General features: G+C 37.9%; 17 protein-coding genes. All 17 read left to right on the plus strand.

From position 1 onward, the window contains the following. The first annotated feature begins 506 nt into the window (after positions 1-506). On the plus strand, positions 507-1,643 hold the full coding sequence (gmd, locus tag FW774_RS05180; RefSeq protein WP_149347053.1) for a GDP-mannose 4,6-dehydratase: 1,137 nt from the start codon (positions 507-509) through the stop codon (positions 1,641-1,643). Between the two features lie 90 nt (positions 1,644-1,733). Beyond that, entirely contained in the window at positions 1,734-2,063 is a 330-nt protein-coding gene (locus FW774_RS05185; RefSeq protein ID WP_149347054.1) for a nucleotidyltransferase family protein, read from the plus strand. Next, the gene (locus tag FW774_RS05190) at positions 2,027-2,452 is read left to right on the plus strand and encodes an HI0074 family nucleotidyltransferase substrate-binding subunit (protein WP_149347055.1); all 426 of its coding nucleotides are present in this window, start codon (positions 2,027-2,029) and stop codon (positions 2,450-2,452) included. The genes FW774_RS05185 and FW774_RS05190 overlap by 37 nt, the downstream gene beginning before the upstream one ends. 41 nt (positions 2,453-2,493) lie before the next feature. Next, a complete protein-coding gene (locus FW774_RS05195; RefSeq protein ID WP_149347056.1) occupies positions 2,494-2,703 on the plus strand; it encodes a hypothetical protein in 210 nt (69 codons plus the stop codon). Next, on the plus strand, positions 2,696-3,148 hold the full coding sequence (locus tag FW774_RS05200; protein WP_149347057.1) for a DUF6036 family nucleotidyltransferase: 453 nt from the start codon (positions 2,696-2,698) through the stop codon (positions 3,146-3,148). Before FW774_RS05195 ends, FW774_RS05200 begins: the two co-directional genes overlap by 8 nt. Before the next feature lie 158 nt (positions 3,149-3,306). Continuing rightward, the gene (locus tag FW774_RS05205; RefSeq protein WP_149347058.1) at positions 3,307-5,826 is read left to right on the plus strand and encodes an SLBB domain-containing protein; all 2,520 of its coding nucleotides are present in this window, start codon (positions 3,307-3,309) and stop codon (positions 5,824-5,826) included. 524 nt (positions 5,827-6,350) lie between these two features. Next, positions 6,351-7,727, plus strand: a complete 1,377-nt coding sequence (locus FW774_RS05210) for an ATP-binding protein (protein ID WP_149347059.1) — start codon at positions 6,351-6,353, stop codon at positions 7,725-7,727. Positions 7,728-8,338: 611 nt separating this feature from the next. Then, complete coding sequence (locus FW774_RS05215; RefSeq protein WP_149347060.1) at positions 8,339-9,466, plus strand: Wzz/FepE/Etk N-terminal domain-containing protein; 1,128 nt, start codon at positions 8,339-8,341, stop codon at positions 9,464-9,466. Positions 9,467-9,477: 11 nt separating this feature from the next. Further along, positions 9,478-10,971, plus strand: coding sequence for a lipopolysaccharide biosynthesis protein (locus FW774_RS05220; RefSeq protein WP_149347061.1), 1,494 nt, complete (start codon positions 9,478-9,480; stop codon positions 10,969-10,971). Between the two features lie 28 nt (positions 10,972-10,999). Continuing rightward, positions 11,000-12,169 (plus strand): glycosyltransferase family 4 protein, encoded by a 1,170-nt coding sequence (locus tag FW774_RS05225; RefSeq protein ID WP_149347062.1) that lies wholly within the window; start codon positions 11,000-11,002, stop codon positions 12,167-12,169. Positions 12,170-12,210: 41 nt separating this feature from the next. Beyond that, positions 12,211-13,422: a hypothetical protein gene (locus tag FW774_RS05230; RefSeq protein WP_149347063.1), complete on the plus strand. Its 1,212-nt coding sequence runs from the start codon at positions 12,211-12,213 to the stop codon at positions 13,420-13,422. Then, positions 13,385-14,638, plus strand: a complete 1,254-nt coding sequence (locus tag FW774_RS05235; protein ID WP_149347064.1) for a glycosyltransferase family 4 protein — start codon at positions 13,385-13,387, stop codon at positions 14,636-14,638. Before FW774_RS05230 ends, FW774_RS05235 begins: the two co-directional genes overlap by 38 nt. After that, complete coding sequence (locus tag FW774_RS05240) at positions 14,638-15,396, plus strand: glycosyltransferase family 2 protein (protein ID WP_149347065.1); 759 nt, start codon at positions 14,638-14,640, stop codon at positions 15,394-15,396. The genes FW774_RS05235 and FW774_RS05240 overlap by 1 nt, the downstream gene beginning before the upstream one ends. A gap of 61 nt (positions 15,397-15,457) precedes the next feature. Further along, positions 15,458-16,567 carry a glycosyltransferase gene (locus FW774_RS05245; RefSeq protein WP_149347066.1) on the plus strand — a complete coding sequence of 370 codons (1,110 nt, stop codon included), beginning with the start codon at positions 15,458-15,460 and terminating at the stop codon, positions 16,565-16,567. A 25-nt stretch (positions 16,568-16,592) separates the two neighbouring features. Then, complete coding sequence (locus FW774_RS05250) at positions 16,593-17,183, plus strand: DapH/DapD/GlmU-related protein (protein WP_149347067.1); 591 nt, start codon at positions 16,593-16,595, stop codon at positions 17,181-17,183. Further along, positions 17,180-17,998 (plus strand): glycosyltransferase family 2 protein, encoded by an 819-nt coding sequence (locus FW774_RS05255; protein ID WP_149347068.1) that lies wholly within the window; start codon positions 17,180-17,182, stop codon positions 17,996-17,998. The genes FW774_RS05250 and FW774_RS05255 overlap by 4 nt, the downstream gene beginning before the upstream one ends. After that, positions 17,995-18,891, plus strand: coding sequence for an NAD-dependent epimerase/dehydratase family protein (locus FW774_RS05260; protein ID WP_149347069.1), 897 nt, complete (start codon positions 17,995-17,997; stop codon positions 18,889-18,891). The genes FW774_RS05255 and FW774_RS05260 overlap by 4 nt, the downstream gene beginning before the upstream one ends. The last annotated feature ends 498 nt before the right edge of the window (positions 18,892-19,389 follow it).

The raw sequence follows: 19,389 nt of genomic DNA on the forward strand, positions 1-19,389 counted from the left end.
GAAAAAATGGCTTGAAGCGATAAAAAAGTGTAAGCCCCTTCAAAAAAAATTTCCGTACACTAAGTGGGCTTAAAGCAGCGTTTTTAGAAATTTTCCCGAAGAGCTGTCGAAGAAAGTGCAGGATCATCTACCTTGCCGAATATCCTGAAATGGGCGAAAATGGGGTGACGCCCGACAAGCAAAAAGTTATCAAAGTAACCCAGCGTACACAAAAACCGATTTTTTTCAAAACACTTAGTGTATTGCTCCGGGACACATTCGAAAATTTGGGGATCTTTCCCGAAGAAGTCCCGAACATGTCCCGAAGAAGATTGCCCGGGTTTTGCACCTGAAATAGCTTTAATCCTGGAATTCGCTTGCGCTTGTTTACAACGGGTGCATCGATATCCGGCGTTTGTAACGCCGTAATTGCAATATAAGCTACAAACACGAGCAACGAACAAAAAAAACTTATATTTTTGAAGCCGTTAGACAAAGAACTAAAGGTCTGATACGGAATATAAAATATGAAAGTTGCATTAATTACAGGGATTACCGGGCAGGATGGAGCTTACCTGGCCGAGCTGCTTATTAAAAAAGGATACATGGTGCACGGCCTGAAACGGCGGAGTTCGTTGTTTAATACCGATAGAATTGATCACCTTTATCAGGATCCGCATGAAAAAGGCATTCGCTTACAACTCCATTATGGCGACCTGACAGATTCAACTAACCTTATCCGGTTAATACAGGAAACGCAACCTGATGAAATCTATAACCTTGCGGCGATGAGCCACGTAAAAGTGAGCTTTGATACGCCGGAATATACTGCCAATGCCGATGGGATAGGAACTTTGCGTATCCTGGAAGCGGTGCGTTTGCTGGGTATGACGAAAAAAACCAGGGTTTACCAGGCCTCCACCTCCGAATTATATGGCTTGGTTCAAGCCGTTCCGCAAAGCGAAACCACGCCGTTCTATCCCCGTTCGCCGTATGCCGTAGCCAAACTATATGGTTATTGGATTACCGTTAACTATCGCGAAGCCTATAACATGTATGCCTGTAACGGGATATTGTTCAATCACGAAAGCCCTATTCGGGGTGAAACGTTTGTAACGCGTAAAATTACCAGGGCCACAGCTAAAATAGCGTTAGGATTGCAAAACTGCCTGTATTTAGGTAACCTTTCTGCACAACGCGATTGGGGACATGCCAAAGATTATGTTGAGGCGATGTGGCTTATTCTGCAGCAGGATAAGCCGGAAGACTACGTAATTGCCTCTGGTATTACCACCACCGTGCGTGATTTTGTGAAAATGAGCTTCGCCGAACTGGGTATAGAAGTTGAGTTTAGCGGAAAAGATATTCATGAAAAAGGGGTTATAATATCTTATGACGAGGATCGTTTAAAAGAACTGGGTATTGACAAAGAAAAACTGAAGATGGGACAAACCGTAGTGAAAGTAGACGAGAAATATTTCCGGCCAACCGAAGTGGATCTGTTACTGGGCGACCCAACCAAGTCGAAAACAAAATTAGGCTGGAAGCCGAAGTATGATTTACCTGCTTTGGTTAAGGATATGGTACATTCTGATCTTCACCTGATGAAAAAAGATGAATATCTGAAGCTAGGTGGATATAAAATTCTGAACTATTTTGAATAAGTTAGTGTTTGGGAGTTGTTGGGTAACTGTTTAGTTGGTTAACCGTTTAAGTGAAAGCATGGCAGTTCATACAACGATAAACGAAAAACGATGAACGAACAAAACGACCAACGATACGTTGACATCATTAAGTCCATCGTGCTTAAGCAGGTGCCTTTAGATAGTTATACGGTATTCCTGTTTGGTAGCAGGGCCGTAGGGAATGCCCACCCCATGTCTGATATAGATATAGGGTTTATGGGTACAGCAGCCTTACCTGTTGGGGTAAAAGCAAGAATAGAAGAGGAAATAGACGAGAGCGTTGTGCCTTTTCATGTTGATTTAGTAGATTTTTATCAGGTAACAGAAGCATTTAAAGAAGAAGCCTTAAAAAAAACTGTAATATGGAACTTACCGAAAAGTTTATTGCAGAACGGTTAAATCTTAAGCAGGCAATAGAAACATTTGGCCGGGCCTTACAGGTAAACGAGCAAAAATTTGATGCGGTTACCTCTGACCTGCTTAAAAACGGGAAGATCCAAAAATTTGAGTATTGTACGGAGCTTGCCTGGAAAGTAAGTAAATTATTCTTGCAATTGGAAACCGGCGAGATTGAAATGTCTCCTAAGCAGGTATATAAAACCATGTTTACAACCGGCTTGGTCAAGGAACCTCTTTATAACGCTCTTTTTCAAACCATTGATGATAGAAATAAATTAAGTCATATTTACCGGGAAGAAATGTACGATTTGATCTATGCGGATTTAACAAGGCATTGGGATACATTTAAGGGCTTATTGAATGTATTAAACAAAAACCAGGTTGGATAACTTCGGTCAACGAATTAACGATTAAACAAATCAACAGCGAGATGTCATACCGTGTAGATAAAACAGCTTTTAAAGCGCAAACCGCATCAGAGGCTTCTGCGCAGCATGCTCGTTATTACAGGAGTTTATCCTGGCAGGAGCGATTGAAAATTGCGAACTATCTGAATAGTATAGCATTTAATTATCCCGAGAATAGGCCGCCATTGATGGATAAGACCATGTTTTCAGTACGTGCAAGAAAAGATGGGTAATATTTTCAATACTGATTTTAGAGCGTTTATTCATTATTTGAATGTCTGTGAGGTAAGGTATATCTTAGTCGGAGGGTTCTCAGTGATATTGCATGGTTATTCAAGGACAACGGGTGATATGGATATTTGGGTAGAAAGAAGTGCAGATAATTACTCGAAGATTCGGCATGTTTTTGAAAAGTTTGGAATGCCGGTTTTTGATATGACCGAGCAAAATTTTCTGCATCATCCGGTTTGGGATGTATTTACGTATGGCCGGCCCCCGGCAGCCATTGATATAATGGTCAAGATAAAAGGTTTGGAATTTAATAAATGTTATCAAAACGCAGTTGAATTTAAGGATGATGATCTAAAAATCAGGACCATTCATTTGAATGATTTGCTGACCGCTAAAAAGGCCAGTGCCAGACCAAAAGATATGGATGATTTAGAGAATCTGACATGACTATAGTGATAAATGGGCTTGTCTTCCAACGACCAGCGAACGCGAAACAACTCCCCCTTAGGGAGGGTTGGGGTGGGCCGCTCAACGAAAGACGACCAACAATTAAGCACATAGCCAAATAAATATTACTTTTGCCAATTGCCAAAGAGAATCTATTCATGAACATACAAAAAATCGCTTTCATCGTTTGTCTCCTTACCGGGATGTTTTTTACAGGCGGCATCCGTGCTCAGAGTATTAATCAGCAGAATTTCAGCAACATTAAGGTAGATGAACTGAGCGATGACCAGATACGTGAGTTTATAAACCGGGTAGAAGCCAGCGGATTGAGTGATGCGCAGTTAGAGCAGGTTGCATTATCAAGAGGGATGAATGCTGGCGAAATTCAGAAACTGAGGGATCGCGTTCAAAAAATAAGATCCGGTCAGTCAGCATCCGGTACACAAGGTACATCGGTAAATAATCGGTCAGGGAATAATCAGGTATTGAGCAGAGGCAGGCAATATAATCCGCCTGACGATTCGCTTGAATTAAACCCAGCTAACCCACAGATAGAAGGACAAAAAGTATTTAGTGAATTGCGTTCAAAAATTTTTGGAGCCGATCTCTTCCGGAATAACCAGATCACCTTTGAGCCCAACCTGCGTTTAGCAACACCTAAAAATTATGTCATTGGTCCCGACGATGAATTGCTGATCGATATTTATGGTAATTCAGAAGCCAGCTATAAATTACGCGTTTCGCCCGAAGGGACGATCAATCTACAATACGTAGGCATCATTCCCGTTGCCGGTATGACCATTGAGCAGGCCACTTCCCGTATCCGTTCACGCATGGCCACGGTGTATTCTGGTTTGCGTAATGGCGGAACTTCATTGAGCATTGCATTGGGTAATATCCGCAGCATTAAAGTTATTCTTACCGGCGAGGTGGTGAAGCCGGGAACATACACATTGCCTTCGGTAGCAACCGTATTTAATGCCCTGTATGCTTCCGGTGGCCCTGGCGATAACGGCTCATTCCGGAATATTGAAATTATCCGGGCAGGACAAAAGATCGCCACGCTGGATATTTACGATTTCCTGTTAAAAGGTAGCCTCAAAAATAATATACGTTTGCAGGATCAGGATATTATTCATATTCCAACCTATCAAACCCGCGTGGAAATGGTGGGGCAGGTTAAGCGCCCCGGTATATTTGAGATGAAGACTTCCGAAAGCCTGTCGGATCTGTTACGTTTTGCCGGTGGATTTAACGAGGTTGCTTATAAAGCGAAGATCAAGGTGCTGAAAAACACCGACACGGAGCGTAAAATTACCGATGTGATGGCTGCAGATTATGATTCGTATGTACCACAAAGCGGTGATAAATTCTTTGTGGATGAGATATTGGATCGATTTGAGAACCGCGTAACCATCAATGGAGCGGTATTCCGTCCGGGGCAATACGAGCTGGAGAACGGTTTAACGCTCTCACAGCTTATTAAAAAGGCCAATGGAATAAAAGAAGACGCTTTCTTACCCCGTGGTTATATTACCCGGTTAAATGATGATAATACCACACAGTTGATCTCATTCGATTTAGGTAAAATACTAAAGGGCGAAGGCGACGACATTGCACTAAAGCGGGAAGATGTGGTAACTATTTCCTCCATTTTCGATCTTCGCGAAGAATATAAAGTGTCTATTGATGGTGAGGTGCGTTACCCGGGCTCATTTGATTATGCAGATAATATGACGCTGGAAGACCTGGTCATGAAAGCCGGAGGCTTTAAAGAGGGCGCTACAGCAAAGCGGATAGAGGTATCCCGCCGGGTGAAAAATAGCGATGCAACATCCAGTTCAGCCCATATTGCCGATGTTTACCAGATCAATATTGACCAGGATCTGCGGATAAAAGGAAAGAAATTTATCCTGAAACCATTTGATATTGTATCTGTGCGGGCCTCTGCCGGGTATGAAGAACAAAAGCAGGTGCGTGTGGAAGGCGAAGTATTGTTCCCCGGTACTTACACTATTACCCGACGTGATGAGCGGGTTTCAGACCTGGTGCAGCGTGCAGGTGGTTTTACGGCCCTGGCTTACCCGGACGGCGCCTCATTAAAACGCCCCGGTCACGTAACGCGTGACAGTATACCGCCGGAGAAGAAACGGGAGAATGACCGTTTGAATCAGTTTCAGCGATTACAGAAACGGCTGACAGATACCGTTAAAATAGACGTGGTGGAAGAAGCCAAGCAGAATGATTATGTGGGCATTAACCTGGGCAGAATACTGGAGAAACCAGGTTCGAAGTATGACCTCTTCCTGGAGGATGGCGATATTTTAACCGTGCCCAAACAATTACAAACTATAAAAGTCAGGGGAGAAGTGCTTTCGCCGGTTACAGTGCTGTATTCTACAGGGAAAGGTTTCAGGCAGTATATAGCCAATGCCGGAGGATTTAGTACTAAAGCGCTCAAGAAACGGGCGTATATTATTTATGCCAATGGTTCGGTGCAGAGTACAAAGAAGTTCTTGTTCTTTAACAACTACCCGGCTGTACGTCCCGGAGCAGAGATTTTCGTGCCAACAAAACCGGAACGTAAACACTTAACAACAGGTGAGACCATTGGTCTGGCTTCTGCCATCGCTTCATTAGGTGCTATTGTGATCGGTATTATGAATAGTGCGAGGTAGGAGAAAGGTTGAAGGCGATAAAGGTTGAAATGATAGGTTATAAGTTTTAGATCCACTACCAGCGGAAGCCAAAGTTTAGGAGTTGATAAGGTTATAAGTTTATGACCAACGAAGGACGAATAACGAACAACGACTGTCAGCCCCGTTATTGCGAAGTCTGCTTAGGGAAAGTGAGAGAGACGGTTAAGCAATCAAAGCGAGGTTAAAGGTGTACGGTATAAGGCCAACAGAGAAAGTCGATAAACGACCATGGGAAATCAAAGGTTAGAAGTTGATGAGGTTATAGGTTTATAGTCGAGAGACGAATAACGATGAACGAACAACGAAAGACAACGTTCTTTTGTCATGCTGATCCCGGGATATTCTGGAGAAGCATCTCCGGGGTTGGGCAGAGGCCAGCCAATAATGGCCGGACAACGAAAAACGAGTGACGGAGACGAAACAGGTTGAGGATAAGGTTAAGAAGTTGATAAGGTTATAAGTTTATGACTAACGAAGGACGAATAACGAACAACGAATAAGACGTGAACCTTCAGGAACTGCATAAGTTAATTTCAGAAGGAGAGAATGATAAAGTTGAATTCAAAAGCAGCTTTAACATCGAAGCTATTGAAAGCCTGGTTGCTTTTGCCAATACCGGTGGCGGTAAGGTGCTGATAGGTATTCACAAGGGGACTGCGGTGGGTATTGATCTGAATACAGAAACTGTGCAAACCTGGGTCAACGAAATTAAAACCAAAACATCCCCCATGCTTATTCCTGATGTAGATGTTATAGCGACCGGGGCAAAAAAAGTTGTGGTTTTTATCATCCAGGAATATCCGGTCAAACCGGTTTCGGTAAGGGGGAAATACTATAAGCGGGTAGCGAACTCCAATCACCTGCTTTCTACCTCCGAGGTAGTGAATATGCACCTGCAGACCTTTAATACCAGTTGGGATTACCATCTCAATAATCAGTTTTCTATTGAAAGTATTTCACTGGAGAAAGTGCAACTGGCCATTGATACCATGAACCAGGCCGGAGGCCGTACTCATGATGATCCGCTGACCTTTTTACTGAAAAATGATCTGGTGCGGGAAAGCGCTTTGACCAACGCGGCTTATTTATTATTCGCAAAAAGCGATTCGGTATTAACTACCATTGAATTAGGCCGGTTTCAGTCGGATATTATTATAAAGGATGCGGTTCGCACCAAAGCGGATATCCTGACCCAGGCAGAGCAGGTGTTGGATTTTGTCAGAAAGCACATAAACAAGGAAATTATTGTTACCGGGAATGCCCGGCATATCGAAAGATGGCAATATCCCCTGGAAGCCATTCGTGAAATTGTCCTGAACATGGTCGTCCACCGCGACTATCGCTCGGCCTCCGACGCCATCGTGAAAATATACGATCATAAAATAGAGTTTTATAACCCGGGGCGTTTGCCGGATAACATTACCGTAGAAGATCTGCTGACCAATAACTATAAATCAACGCCAAGAAATAAATTAATTGCCGATTTTTGTAAAAGTCTGGGCATTATTGAAAAATACGGTTCGGGAATAAAAAGAATTATTGATTATTTTGCAGGCGCCCGGTTGCCTATGCCCGAATTTAGAAATATTTCGGATGGGTTTATGGTAACGGTATCGGATGGATATCCGGAAACTGTGGAAGAAACTGTGGAAAAAACTGTGGAAGAAACTGTGGAAGAAACTGTGCCCCGTGATAAAGCGGTAGCGGTTATACTGGATAGCATGGTTAATGATCCGCGTATAACCCAGGCACAGTTAATGGAAAAGACCGGGCTTTCCCGCCGGGGGATAGAGTGGCATATCGCCCGATTGAAACAAAAGGGCATGATAAAACGTATAGGCGCCACAAAGAACGGGTATTGGGAAGTGAAGGGAGGTTGAGGTTGAAAATGAGGCTAAGGCTAAGGTTGAGGTTGAGAAGGTTATAGGGTTATGAGGTTATAGGTTTATAACCAACGGGAAACGACAAAGATAAGGTTGAGGTTGAGAAGGTTATGAGGTTGAGGGGTTACGGGCTAACAGCCAACGGCTAACGACCAACAGCCAACATAAGGTTGAGAAGGTTATAGGGTGATAAGGTTATGAGTTGATGAGGTTATAGGTTTATGACAGACGACCAACGACAGACAAGCAACAACAAACGGATAACGAAAAGGTAACATTTATCAGAGCCTGGTGATATATAAATGAGGAAAGGCTTTAAATAAGAACGTGAAACGGCTCCCTCTCCTTTGGAGAGGGCTGGGGTGAGGCTGACAAACGAACAACGAAAACGCAATAGGCTGAGGATAAGGATAAGGAGGTTATAGGGTTATAAGTTTAGAAGGTTATATGATCTAACGAAAGACAAGCTTTTTGTCATGCTGATCCCGAGATATTCGGGAGAAGCATCTCCGGGTTAGGCCAAGGCCGCCCCGCGAATAACGAAAGACGAGTGACGAAAACGAAATAGGTTGAGTATAAGGTTAAGAAGTTGATAAGGTTATAAGTTTATGAACGAACGACAAGACAAACCGCAAACAACTCCCTCCCTTAGGGAGAGTTGGGGTGGGCCGAACAACGAACAACGAACATATCCCGATGATGAGATCTCCCTAAAGGAGCTCATTCTGAAGCTCAGAGAATGGTACCGTTATCTCCTGAGTAAATGGAAACCCATTGTACTGGCCGGTATCCTGGGCGGAGTATTAGGATTAACGTATGCATGGTTAAAAAAGCCTGTCTATACCGCTACCACCACCTTTGTATTAGAAGATGAAAAAGGAGGCGGAGGATTAAGCCAGTACATGGGCCTTGCGGCTATGGTAGGTATTGATCTGGGTGGGAGCGGCGGTGGTATTTTCCAGGGGGATAATATCATGGAATTGTACAAATCACGTACCATGCTGCAGAAGACGTTGCTTACCGAAGCTGATTTTAATGGCAGGAAGCAATTGCTGATCGACCGTTTTGTAGAATTTAATGAATTACGTAAGGGTTGGGATAAAAAGAAAGAATTAAAAAATATTCAGTTTACCGGTGATCCGGCCAGGTTTTCTATCAAGCAGGATAGCCTGGTTGGTGAGATCGTTAAATCAATTAATAAAAATTATCTCACAGTAAGTAAGCCGGATAAAAAATTAAGCATTATCAAAGTAGAGGTAAAGGCAAAAGACGAATTATTTGCTAAACAATTTACCGATCAACTGGTTGCTAACGTGAATAATTTTTACGTGCAAACCAAAACTAAAAAGGCGATGGAAAACCTGGCAATTTTACAGCATCAAACCGATTCGGTACGGCGGGAATTAAACTCAGCAATCGGTGGAGTTGCCATTTCGATAGACGCTAACCCCAACGCCAACCCGGCCCGCCAGGTATTACGGGTGCCTTCGCAACGCCGTACGGTAGATATACAGGCCAATACGGCTATTTTGGAGGAACTGGTGAAAAACCTGGAACTTGCTAAAGTTACGTTAAGGAGAGAAACACCGTTGATACAGGTAGTGGATCGTCCGATGCTTCCATTGGAGAAAAATACTGTAAATGCTTTTTTGGCAATCATGGCGTTCTTTTCAGGCTTCTCTTTTTTGACAATCATTTTTTTGTCCCTAAGGAGAGTCATTTATAGCGCTTTTTAACTCTCCTATCCTTGAAGAATAAACTGAAAGAAATATATATAAGGAAAAGATTATTTGTTAATGCGATATTCTCTGGGATTCAGGTTTGCTGTACGGCAGGTATATATTTATTAATTTATACTCTATTATTGCACAAGGTCGGCGCTGAGAAGTTAGGTGTATGGTCAATAATCTTAGCAACATCCTCAATCGCAAATGTTGCAACAATGGGCTTAACAGCAAGTTTGGTCAAATATTTAGCAGTCCTAGATTCTAAAAAAGATTCCGTGGAGGCAAATGATTTAGTTCAGACCAGTTTTTTAATAGTCTCACTATTAAATGGAGGAGTTGTAATTATAATATACTTTTTAGCACAGTTTTTTTTACCGAAAGCTATAGTACGTTCAGAACTAGATTTGGCGTTCAATTTACTTCCATTCTCATTAATTACTTTATGGTTGAATGGATTATCAGGTGTTTTTTTATCTACTTTAGATGGGTTTCATCATAGCAGTCTTCGCAGTTTTATTTCGATTATATCGATAATTTTTTTCTTTTTCCTTTCTTATTTCTTAATAGATAAATATCAGCTTTTTGGAATAGCTATTGCTCAAATTGCACAAGCGATACTAAGCGTCTTTTTAGGAATAATTGCTACTAAGTATATTTTTAAATCTTTCCAATTCTCAATTAAGTTTAGTAAAAGTGTCTTTAGAAAGACATTAAATTATAACTTAAGTTTTCAAATAATTGGTGTTTGTTCAATTTTAATTGAGCCAGTCTTGAAATTATTCCTTTCGAGATTTGGGGGATTGGCTTATGTAGGATATTTTGAAATGGCTAATAGACTTGCACAGCAATTTAAAGTACTAATAACATCTGCGAATCAAGTGATGGTTCCATATGTCTCTAAAACAACATCCAGTATGGGGGCAAAGGATTACACTTATCCAATCTTATTACGAATTGTTTTTTCTATATCATTGTTATTTCTTCTATTTATTATTGTTTTTTCTCCTGTTATTTCAATAATCTGGTTAAAATTGCGAGTACCAGAATTTGAGTTTTCGCTATTAATGATGGGACTTGGCGTTTTTTTTAGTTTGATTGTTGCTCCTGCATATTTTTCAAGTATAGGAATAGGAAATTTGAAAGGTATATTAGGGAATCATATTAGTTTATTATTTCTTAGTAATATCTTATGTTACTTTTTAGGTAAGTATTTTCATGGTGATGGAGTTATAATTGGATATTCCGTTGCGACAATTATTTCAACTTCAATCACATTTATTTATTATCATATAACGTTTAAGCCGCCTTTTTTTGAAGTATTTTCTAGAAATTTGATTATAGCTTTTAGTTTATTGTTGTTGATTTTATTAGCTATATGGTTAAGGATGAGCTATCAAAAACTTTCATTTCTTTTTTATATGATTGCGGCAAGTTTATGGTTGATTGCTTTATTAATAAGATTATACTTGAATAATAAGGCTTTAATATTATCTTGGATAAATAGAAATCATTAGTAGAGACTGTGTATTGGTTTAGTTTTTTATGAAGAATTCAAAAGATATTAAGATTGGTTTTGTAACGATTGATTCTCCACGAGATAGAAGGTCTTGGTCTGGTATTAATTATATGGTATTAACACATCTAGAGACGCATTTTGAAAATATAGATGTATTTGGTCCTTTGAAGGATTTTTATCTAAAGAAATTATTGTCCGTTTTCAATAAGATTAGTTTGCTTCTGTTTAGAAAAAGATACAACTATGGGCATTCGGTATTATTAGCCTATTTATACTCATATCAGCTTAATAGGATAATTAAGAGAAGAAAAAATGATTATGAAGTCATAATTTCAGTGATATCCTCTCCGGCATTAGCTTTTTTAAAAACATCAGCAAAAATTATATATTTAACAGATGCAACATTTTTAAGTCTTGTTGATTATTATGTGTTTGATCTATGGAAATTTTCAATAAGAGAGTCCAATCATGTAGAAAAATGTGCGATAAAGAAATGTAATCATATTATATTTTCTTCGGAATGGGCTTTAAATGAGTCGGTTATAAATTATGATATTGACCGTAAGAGAACTAGTATTGCAAAATTTGGGTCGAATGTTAATATAGTCTTTGATCGTCCTATCGAAAGAGAAGTTGGTCGTGATAAGGTATTCAATTTGTTATTTGTTGGCGTTGATTGGAATAGGAAGGGGGGAGATATTTTACTCAGAAGTTACCTTTCGTTAAAGGAAAAAGGTTATGATAATTTATGTTTAACAATTTGTGGAACAATTCCTCCTTGTGAGCTAGACAGTAATATAAAGATATATCCTTTTCTGGATAAGAATAAAGAAGTGGATTTAAAAACTATTCAAAGTTTGTATCAAAATAGTCACTTATTTATACTCCCAACTAGAGCAGAATGTTCAGCAATCGTATATGCTGAGGCTGCAGCCTTCAGTTTACCTGTTATTACTACTGAAACAGGTGGCGTGTGTTCTTACGTTGAGAATCTATATAATGGTTATACTTTACCCCTAGAAGCCGATTATATAGCTTATGAGAGTGCAATTGTCAAACTTATGACAGATCAGGTTTTATATGATACTTTTTCTAGGAACGCATATAAAAAGTTTAGAGCAGAGTTAAATTGGGGGAGATATTTTACTGCAATTGACGATGTTATTGAGCAAGTTAGAACCGGGAGCGTAAGATAATAGAATCGGCGAATCGGAGTGTAAAGAATGCTGAAAACTAAATGAAAAATATTCTTCCCTATTTGTTGCTCTTTTTTCCTTTTCAAAACTTAGCTATAGGTGTGGCTACTACGAAATTTGATGTCTTTCCAGTAGTTTTGGTACTTTTGTTAATGGCCGAAGTTCTGATTTTTGAAAGAATTAAATATATTTCAAAAAACCAGTTTTATAAATTATCCTGTTTTATTATTATTAGTGTTCTAATATGGATTTTGCTGCATTATGCACCAATTTCAAGATTTTTATCAGCTTTGTTTTGGCTTTCAAGTCTTTTATTCGTTTATTTTTCGGCCACTAAATTATATAGCGATAATATTTATAAATCAGTAATTATAACTTGTCTAATTAGTTGTTTAGTTGTGCTGTTTCAATTTACTATTCTTCGTTCGGATCGACCCAAAGCTTTTTTTCAAGAGCCATCAACAGCAGGACTCATATTTTTTAGTCTTGCTATTGTAATGATGTATAGAATTGTTTATCGTAATCATTTAAAAAAAAGTATCTGTGATGTTACCTTTTTATTATTGTTTCTAGTATGTGGTTTTCTTACTAAATCTTCACACGTTGTCTTGGTTTTTTTGCTCCCCTTTTTATTTGTTTTATACGGTTTGACAATGAAAAATTTCATTAAAGTCTCCTTGGGATTAGGAACGTTCTTTATTCTAATGATGTATATTGTCCTTAATAATGAATATTTTGTTGAGAAATTTGATTTTAGAATAATAGAAAATTTTAATCTTTCACAGTTGGCATGGCTAAGGGGAGGGGAACAAGCAGTCTATGTAGCAAAGCATTCTCCAGTTTTTGGATTTGGGCTGGGTTCTACAGGATGTTTTAATTTTAATAGTCAGTCCGCTTTTTATTTAGATAAATTGGATAGTGGAAATTTGAATCTATTGGATGCGTATAGTTTGATGTTTAGGTTAATAATAGAGGTTGGGCTTCTAACACTTCTATTTATATTGTATATATTGCATAATAAAATAAAAAGATTTATGAAGAACTTTAGAGATAGAACAGAGCCGATTTCACTTGATAAGCAATCTCTATTCGTCTTCGGATTGAGTATATTTATTGGATCCTTGATTAAGGAACCCAATTATGGAGTAGGGCCACTTTTTGTGAGTGTGTTATGTTTAGGTTATGATATAAAAGGTTTAGGGGGGATTAAAAATAATGGAGAAAGAAGTCTTAATATCTCAAGGTCAAGGTAGATTACATTTTAGTGAAGCTTGCGAAGCTTTAGAAAGAGTAAATGTTCGTTTTGTAACTCTAATAGGTTGGGTACCAAAGTATATACCGGAGAAACTTGTCGACTTAATTGGAAGAATATTTGATAAAAGCTCGTTGTCTCAACGGTTAAAACTTAGAGTGCCAGTAAATGTGCCATCAGATAAGATTATCTTTTGCTTATGGCCTGAGTTTTATTACTATTTATTGGTTTTGCTTTCTAAATGTGGTTTGTTACCACTAGAGACGGCTACATCAATGGGATGGAAATATTGGGGAGCTTATTCAAAGAAATATCTATATGGTAAAAACATTTTTCATGTAAGAAGCGGGGCAGGGCAAGGCGGAGCTATCAATGCTGCTAAAAAACAAGGTATAAAAATAATTGTGGATCATAGTATTGCTCATCCGTTAGAGATTGACGAAATTTTGAGCAAAGAGTATGAAAAGTTTAATATGTCTTTTGATCTAAATCCAAGGAGTGAGTTTTGGCAAATGGTTATAAATGATTGTACCCAGGCTGACTATTTATTGGTTAATTCAAAATTTGTGGCAGAAACTTTTCAAAAATGGGGTTATAATAAAGAAAAAATAAGAATAGTTTATTTGGGTGTTCGCGAAGATTTTATTGGATTAAAACAAAATTGGGACATTAATGGAACAATTAATCTTCTTTTTACGGGTAGTTTTAGTATACGTAAAGGAGCTCATATTCTCATAGATGCGATGGAGATTTTGAACCAATTGAGCTATCCGATTGTGTTGCATGTGATAGGTTATTACGATGAGTTGGCTTTTATCAAAAAACATTACAAGATCCCCAATAACATTCGTTTTTATGGTAATATTTTGCAAGATGATTTAAAAAACTTTTTTTTTAGTAGTGATATTTATGTTTTTCCCTCTCTAGCTGAAGGTTCTGCTAGATCTGTAATGGAGGCGATGGCCGCTGGACTTCCTGTTATAACTACGGAGAATTGTGGATCCCCTATTCAAAATGAGAAAACAGGACTTATTGTTCCTGTGAAAAATTCTTTAGCATTGGCCAATTCAATAGAAAGATTGATTAAAGATCATGAGCTAAGAAAGAGAATAGGACAAGGGGCTGTAGAGCAAATTTCAAGACATTATAAATGGAGTAATTACGCTTGTAATATAAATGCTGTGTATAATGATATTTTGAAGAATGTTAAAATTTAATGAAGCAAGAACCATTAGTTACAATTATAACAGCAGTCTATAATGCTGAAGATACATTAGAAAAAAGTATTGTAAGTGTATTGACTCAAACTTATAAAAAGATTCAATACATTATTATAGATGGAGGCTCAACAGATGGCACTGTTGATATTATAAAAAAATATGAAAGTAGTATTTTCTATTGGGAGTCTGAAAAGGATTTAGGTATTTATGACGCATGGAACAAGGGATTAAAAAGGGCTGAGGGAAATTGGATCGCATTTTTAGGAGCAGATGATAGATATCTCCCTAAAGCTATAGATAGTTATATTCAACGTATTGCTGATATTGATAATTCTTTACTTGAATATATCAGCTCTAGGGTGTGTTTGATAGATAATAATGGAAAGCCATTGGGGCTAATTGGAGAGCGTTACGATTGGAAACGTTTTCAAATTTATATGAATGTTGCTCATGTAGGATCCCTGCATAGTAAGAATTTCTTTTTGAAATATGGGGACTTTAATACAAGTTTTAAGATTGTTGGTGATTACGAGATGTTGCTTAGGGCAAATAGTAGTTTAAATGCAGGTTTTTTAGATGAGATAACAGCTGAGATGCGAGTTGGAGGGGTTAGCAGCCAAGGTACTCGAGCATTTAAGGAAGTTTTAAGAGCTAAACAATTAACAAATGCTCGTACAGTTGTTCAATTGAGAAGAGATGCTCTAATTTTTTATGTGAAATATTATTTTAGAAAAATATTGGGATTTAAATATTAAGCAGATTCCTGACAAATTATATGTATATGGTTATTTATATCCCACATCTTCATGATCTATAATGTATACAATTGTAATCTCTGCTATCAATTTTTTTGAAGGAGGTCCGCTTTCTGTTTTAAAAGATTGTTTAGCTTATCTAAATACTCAGCAAATTATTGCCAACACGAGAATTATGGCACTAGTGCATAGTAAAAAACTTTTTAATGAAGCTGATTACTCAAATATTGAATTCATTGAATTTCCTAAATCAAGAAAATCATACTTATATAGGTTATATTATGAATATTATTACTTTAATAAATTCTCCTCTATAAATAATGTTAAGTTTTGGTTCTCATTGCATGATATTACTCCTAATATAAGAGGAATTCCCCAAGCAGTTTATTGTCATAATCCCTCCCCATTTAATACACTAAATTTAAAAGATATTGTGGTTCAGCCAACTCAGTTCTTTTTTCGCTTATTTTATAAATATTTATATGCAATTAATATAAAAAAAAATAAGTATATAGTGGTTCAACAGCAATGGATAAAAAAAGAATTCGAACGAATGTTCGCTATAAATAATAGTCAGATAATAGTTTCTCCTCCTCAAATACCCATTGTTCCTGAAACGTATTTGCAAAGAGATGAAGTCAGTGCAATTACTACGTTCTTTTTTCCTACGTTTCCTCGCCCATTTAAAAATATAGAGATTATATGTGAAGCTGTCAAGCTTTTAAATCAAGGAAACGTTGTTGATTATAAAGTAATTATTACAATTGATGGCTCAGAAAATAATTATTCCAAAAGTATAATCAAAAAGTATGGTACAGAGCATTCTCTGAGATTTATTGGGCTGGTTTCCAGAGACGAAGTTTATAATTTATATTCTGAAATAGATTGTTTGATTTTTCCGTCCAAACTAGAGACTTGGGGGTTGCCCATAAGCGAATTTAAACAGTTTAATAAACCCATTTTTACAGTCAACTTACCATATGCAAAAGAAACTGTTGGAAGTTATGATTTAGTTAAGTTTTTTGACGCGGATAATACAAGCCAACTGGCTTGTATTATGGAGGAATTTATCAAAAAAAGGACATTAAAGTATGATCAAACAGGAAGTCTCAAAAAGACAGAACCTTTTGCAGAAAACTGGGATAAGTTATTTTCAATACTTTTGTCTTAAGTTTTAAGTGTTAAAATGCTTATTTATGTATAAAAGATACGGACTCTTAGGATCAATTAGGCTCGTTATTTCTTTAATATATACCAAAACTGTATGCTCCAGAGCAAGATTAGTCAGATTGCCATTTGATATTAGAAATAAGCAGTATATTTCGATTGGGAAAGGGTTTACCTCTGGTTTTGGATGTAGAATAGAAGCACATCCAATTAAAGAATTAACTCAAAAGTGTGTCATTTTTGGTAAAAATGTTGAAATAAATGATTACGTACATATCGCAGCGGGGTATAGAGTTGAAATTGGAAATAACGTTCTTATTGCCAGCAAAGTTTTTATTACAGATTTAAATCATGGAATATACTCAGGAAAGAATGTAGATACCCCGACCTCATTGCCAAAGGATAGAAAAATTTATACAGATCCTGTTTATATTGGAGACAGAGTTTGGCTTGGAGAAAACGTATGTGTTTTGCCTGGAGTTACTATTGGAGAAGGGACGATAATTGGTGCGGGTTCAGTTGTAACAAAAGATGTTCCTCCAAATTCAATTGCGGTAGGAAATCCATGTAAAGTAATAAAGGTTTTTGATTTTCAACAGAATTCTTGGATTAAGATATGAGTAATATAGGAGGCTCTGCTAGTATTGTATTATTTAAAAATGAAACTAAAGTCGTCCAAAATACTATATTGAGGGTAATCGAATCACAGTTTTTGCAAGTTTATCTTATCGACAACTCTCCAACAGATGTACTTAAAAATATTTCAAAAGATAGCGGAGTAATATATATCCACAACTCTTCCAATCTAGGTTTTGGAGCGGCTCATAATATTGCCATTAGAAAAGCAATGGAAGACGGATTAAAATACCATTTCATCATCAATCCAGATATCGAAATTAAAGAAGATGTATTTACGCCGATGATTGAATATATGGAAGCGAATCCAGATGTTGGAATGATGATGCCTAAAGTGCTCAATGGAGACGGTTCTGTTCAAAACTTACCGAAGTTGCTACCCCACCCTGCTTGGATATTTAGGAGAAAACTGAAAAAAATGGATCCATTTAGCGAAACATTTATAAATAAATATGAGCTAAGGAAAGTGCCCTATAGCTTAATATATAATGTTCCCATTCTTTCGGGATGTTTTACTTTGTTAAGATTGGATGCGATAAAAGAAGTGGGCAAGTTTGATGAAAAATTCTTCATGTATTTCGAGGATTTTGATTTATCCCGGCGAATGCACAAAAAATATAAAACCATTTATTTCCCAAAAGTATCAGTTTATCATGGTTATGAAGGTGGTGCTAATAAGAGCTGGAAACTGTTTAAGATTTATATTAAATCGATGATAACCTATTTTAATAAATGGGGTTGGTTTTTCGATAAGGAACGTAAAAAGTTTAATAAAGAAACATTAGCCCAGTTTAAATGAGAATTACTGTCACTGGCGCAACTGGCTTTGTTGGTCAGAACCTGTTACACTATCTGGAGGATTCAGGTGTAAATACCCCCAACCGTCAGCAATTAAATAACTTAACAATTAAACAATTAAACAATACAGACGCTGTTATCCATCTCGCAGGTAAAGCCCATGATTTAAAAAAGACATCCAATCCTGAAGAATATTATCAAGTTAATTACAAGCTTGCCAAAAAGCTCTATGATTCTTTCCTAGAGTCCAACGCAAAGAAGTTCATTTTTATTAGTTCTGTAAAAGCCGCCGCTGATGTAGTAAAAGAAACACTAACCGAGGAATGCCTTGCGGCCCCTCAAACCGATTACGGGAAATCTAAGTTAATGGCAGAGCAATATATTCAATCACAAACTCTTCGGGAAGGTAAATCATATTATATTCTTCGTCCCTGTATGATACATGGACCGGGAAATAAAGGGAACTTAAACCTGCTATACCAGTTTGTAAGAAAAGGTATTCCTTACCCGCTGGCAGCTTTCGAAAATAAGCGGTCGTTTTTAAGTGTAGAGAATTTGTGTTTTGTGATAAAAGAATTGCTCAAAAACGATATTCCGTCAGGAATATACCATATTGCCGATGACGAAGCCTTATCTACCAACGAAGTAGTACAGCTATTGGCTGAAGCGATAGGACATAAGCCCAGGTTGTGGCATATACCTAAAGCCTTCATAAAAGCAGTAGCTAAAGCGGGTGATATACTACGGCTTCCCCTAAATACAGAACGTCTTACTAAGCTGACAGAGAATTATGTGGTTTCTAATGCCAAAATTAAAGCAGCCATAGGAAAAGACTTTCCTGTTTCGGCACGTGAAGGTATTTTAAGAACCGCTGCATCATTTCAATACAGATAATATAATCTTCGTATCTTTAGATAACATTAGCAATAATTCATAGTGCAGTGGCAAAAGTAACAGGTAACATCTTGCTGGAAGTACTCGGGGCCGGTTCCTCGCAATGAACGTGAAAAATGAACGGCAGTGCTTAAAATACCTGCGTTGCTCTTTATACGCTATACTAAACTTTGGCCCGTCAAAGAACTTCGCCTCATAAATACATAAGCCTATATCCTTCTAAACCTTATCCTTGCCCTCAACCGGAAATGCGGAAAGTACATTCGTAGCTCAACGGTCGCTATACTAAACGATGAACCCAGGCCTTGCCCGGTGCGCCGTGCTTTCCGGCAGTGCCTGTAAAGTTTGGTATCACGGACAGCCTGTGGGAAGGCAAGGGGCCTTGGCTTGCATTCTGGGGCAAGGGAAAGTAACGGCGAATGCAAGACGCAGCCCGAGCTGATGCCAAACGAGCGTAGCCTGTGCCTGGCACCCAAAATACACCATCCTGCAATGTCT

It is taken from the genome of Pedobacter sp. BS3, from assembly GCF_008274585.1.
Taxonomy (GTDB): domain Bacteria; phylum Bacteroidota; class Bacteroidia; order Sphingobacteriales; family Sphingobacteriaceae; genus Hufsiella_A.

Coding starts and splice junctions, on each gene's coding strand:
- gmd (WP_149347053.1), top strand. CDS start 507: ATGAAAGTTGCATTAATTACAGGGATTACCGGGCAGGATGGAGCTTAC.
- FW774_RS05185 (WP_149347054.1), top strand. CDS start 1,734: ATGAACGAACAAAACGACCAACGATACGTTGACATCATTAAGTCCATC.
- FW774_RS05190 (WP_149347055.1), top strand. CDS start 2,027: ATGGAACTTACCGAAAAGTTTATTGCAGAACGGTTAAATCTTAAGCAG.
- FW774_RS05195 (WP_149347056.1), top strand. CDS start 2,494: ATGTCATACCGTGTAGATAAAACAGCTTTTAAAGCGCAAACCGCATCA.
- FW774_RS05200 (WP_149347057.1), top strand. CDS start 2,696: ATGGGTAATATTTTCAATACTGATTTTAGAGCGTTTATTCATTATTTG.
- FW774_RS05205 (WP_149347058.1), top strand. CDS start 3,307: ATGAACATACAAAAAATCGCTTTCATCGTTTGTCTCCTTACCGGGATG.
- FW774_RS05215 (WP_149347060.1), top strand. CDS start 8,339: ATGAACGAACGACAAGACAAACCGCAAACAACTCCCTCCCTTAGGGAG.
- FW774_RS05225 (WP_149347062.1), top strand. CDS start 11,000: ATGAAGAATTCAAAAGATATTAAGATTGGTTTTGTAACGATTGATTCT.
- FW774_RS05230 (WP_149347063.1), top strand. CDS start 12,211: ATGAAAAATATTCTTCCCTATTTGTTGCTCTTTTTTCCTTTTCAAAAC.
- FW774_RS05235 (WP_149347064.1), top strand. CDS start 13,385: ATGGAGAAAGAAGTCTTAATATCTCAAGGTCAAGGTAGATTACATTTT.
- FW774_RS05240 (WP_149347065.1), top strand. CDS start 14,638: ATGAAGCAAGAACCATTAGTTACAATTATAACAGCAGTCTATAATGCT.
- FW774_RS05245 (WP_149347066.1), top strand. CDS start 15,458: ATGTATACAATTGTAATCTCTGCTATCAATTTTTTTGAAGGAGGTCCG.
- FW774_RS05250 (WP_149347067.1), top strand. CDS start 16,593: ATGTATAAAAGATACGGACTCTTAGGATCAATTAGGCTCGTTATTTCT.
- FW774_RS05255 (WP_149347068.1), top strand. CDS start 17,180: ATGAGTAATATAGGAGGCTCTGCTAGTATTGTATTATTTAAAAATGAA.
- FW774_RS05260 (WP_149347069.1), top strand. CDS start 17,995: ATGAGAATTACTGTCACTGGCGCAACTGGCTTTGTTGGTCAGAACCTG.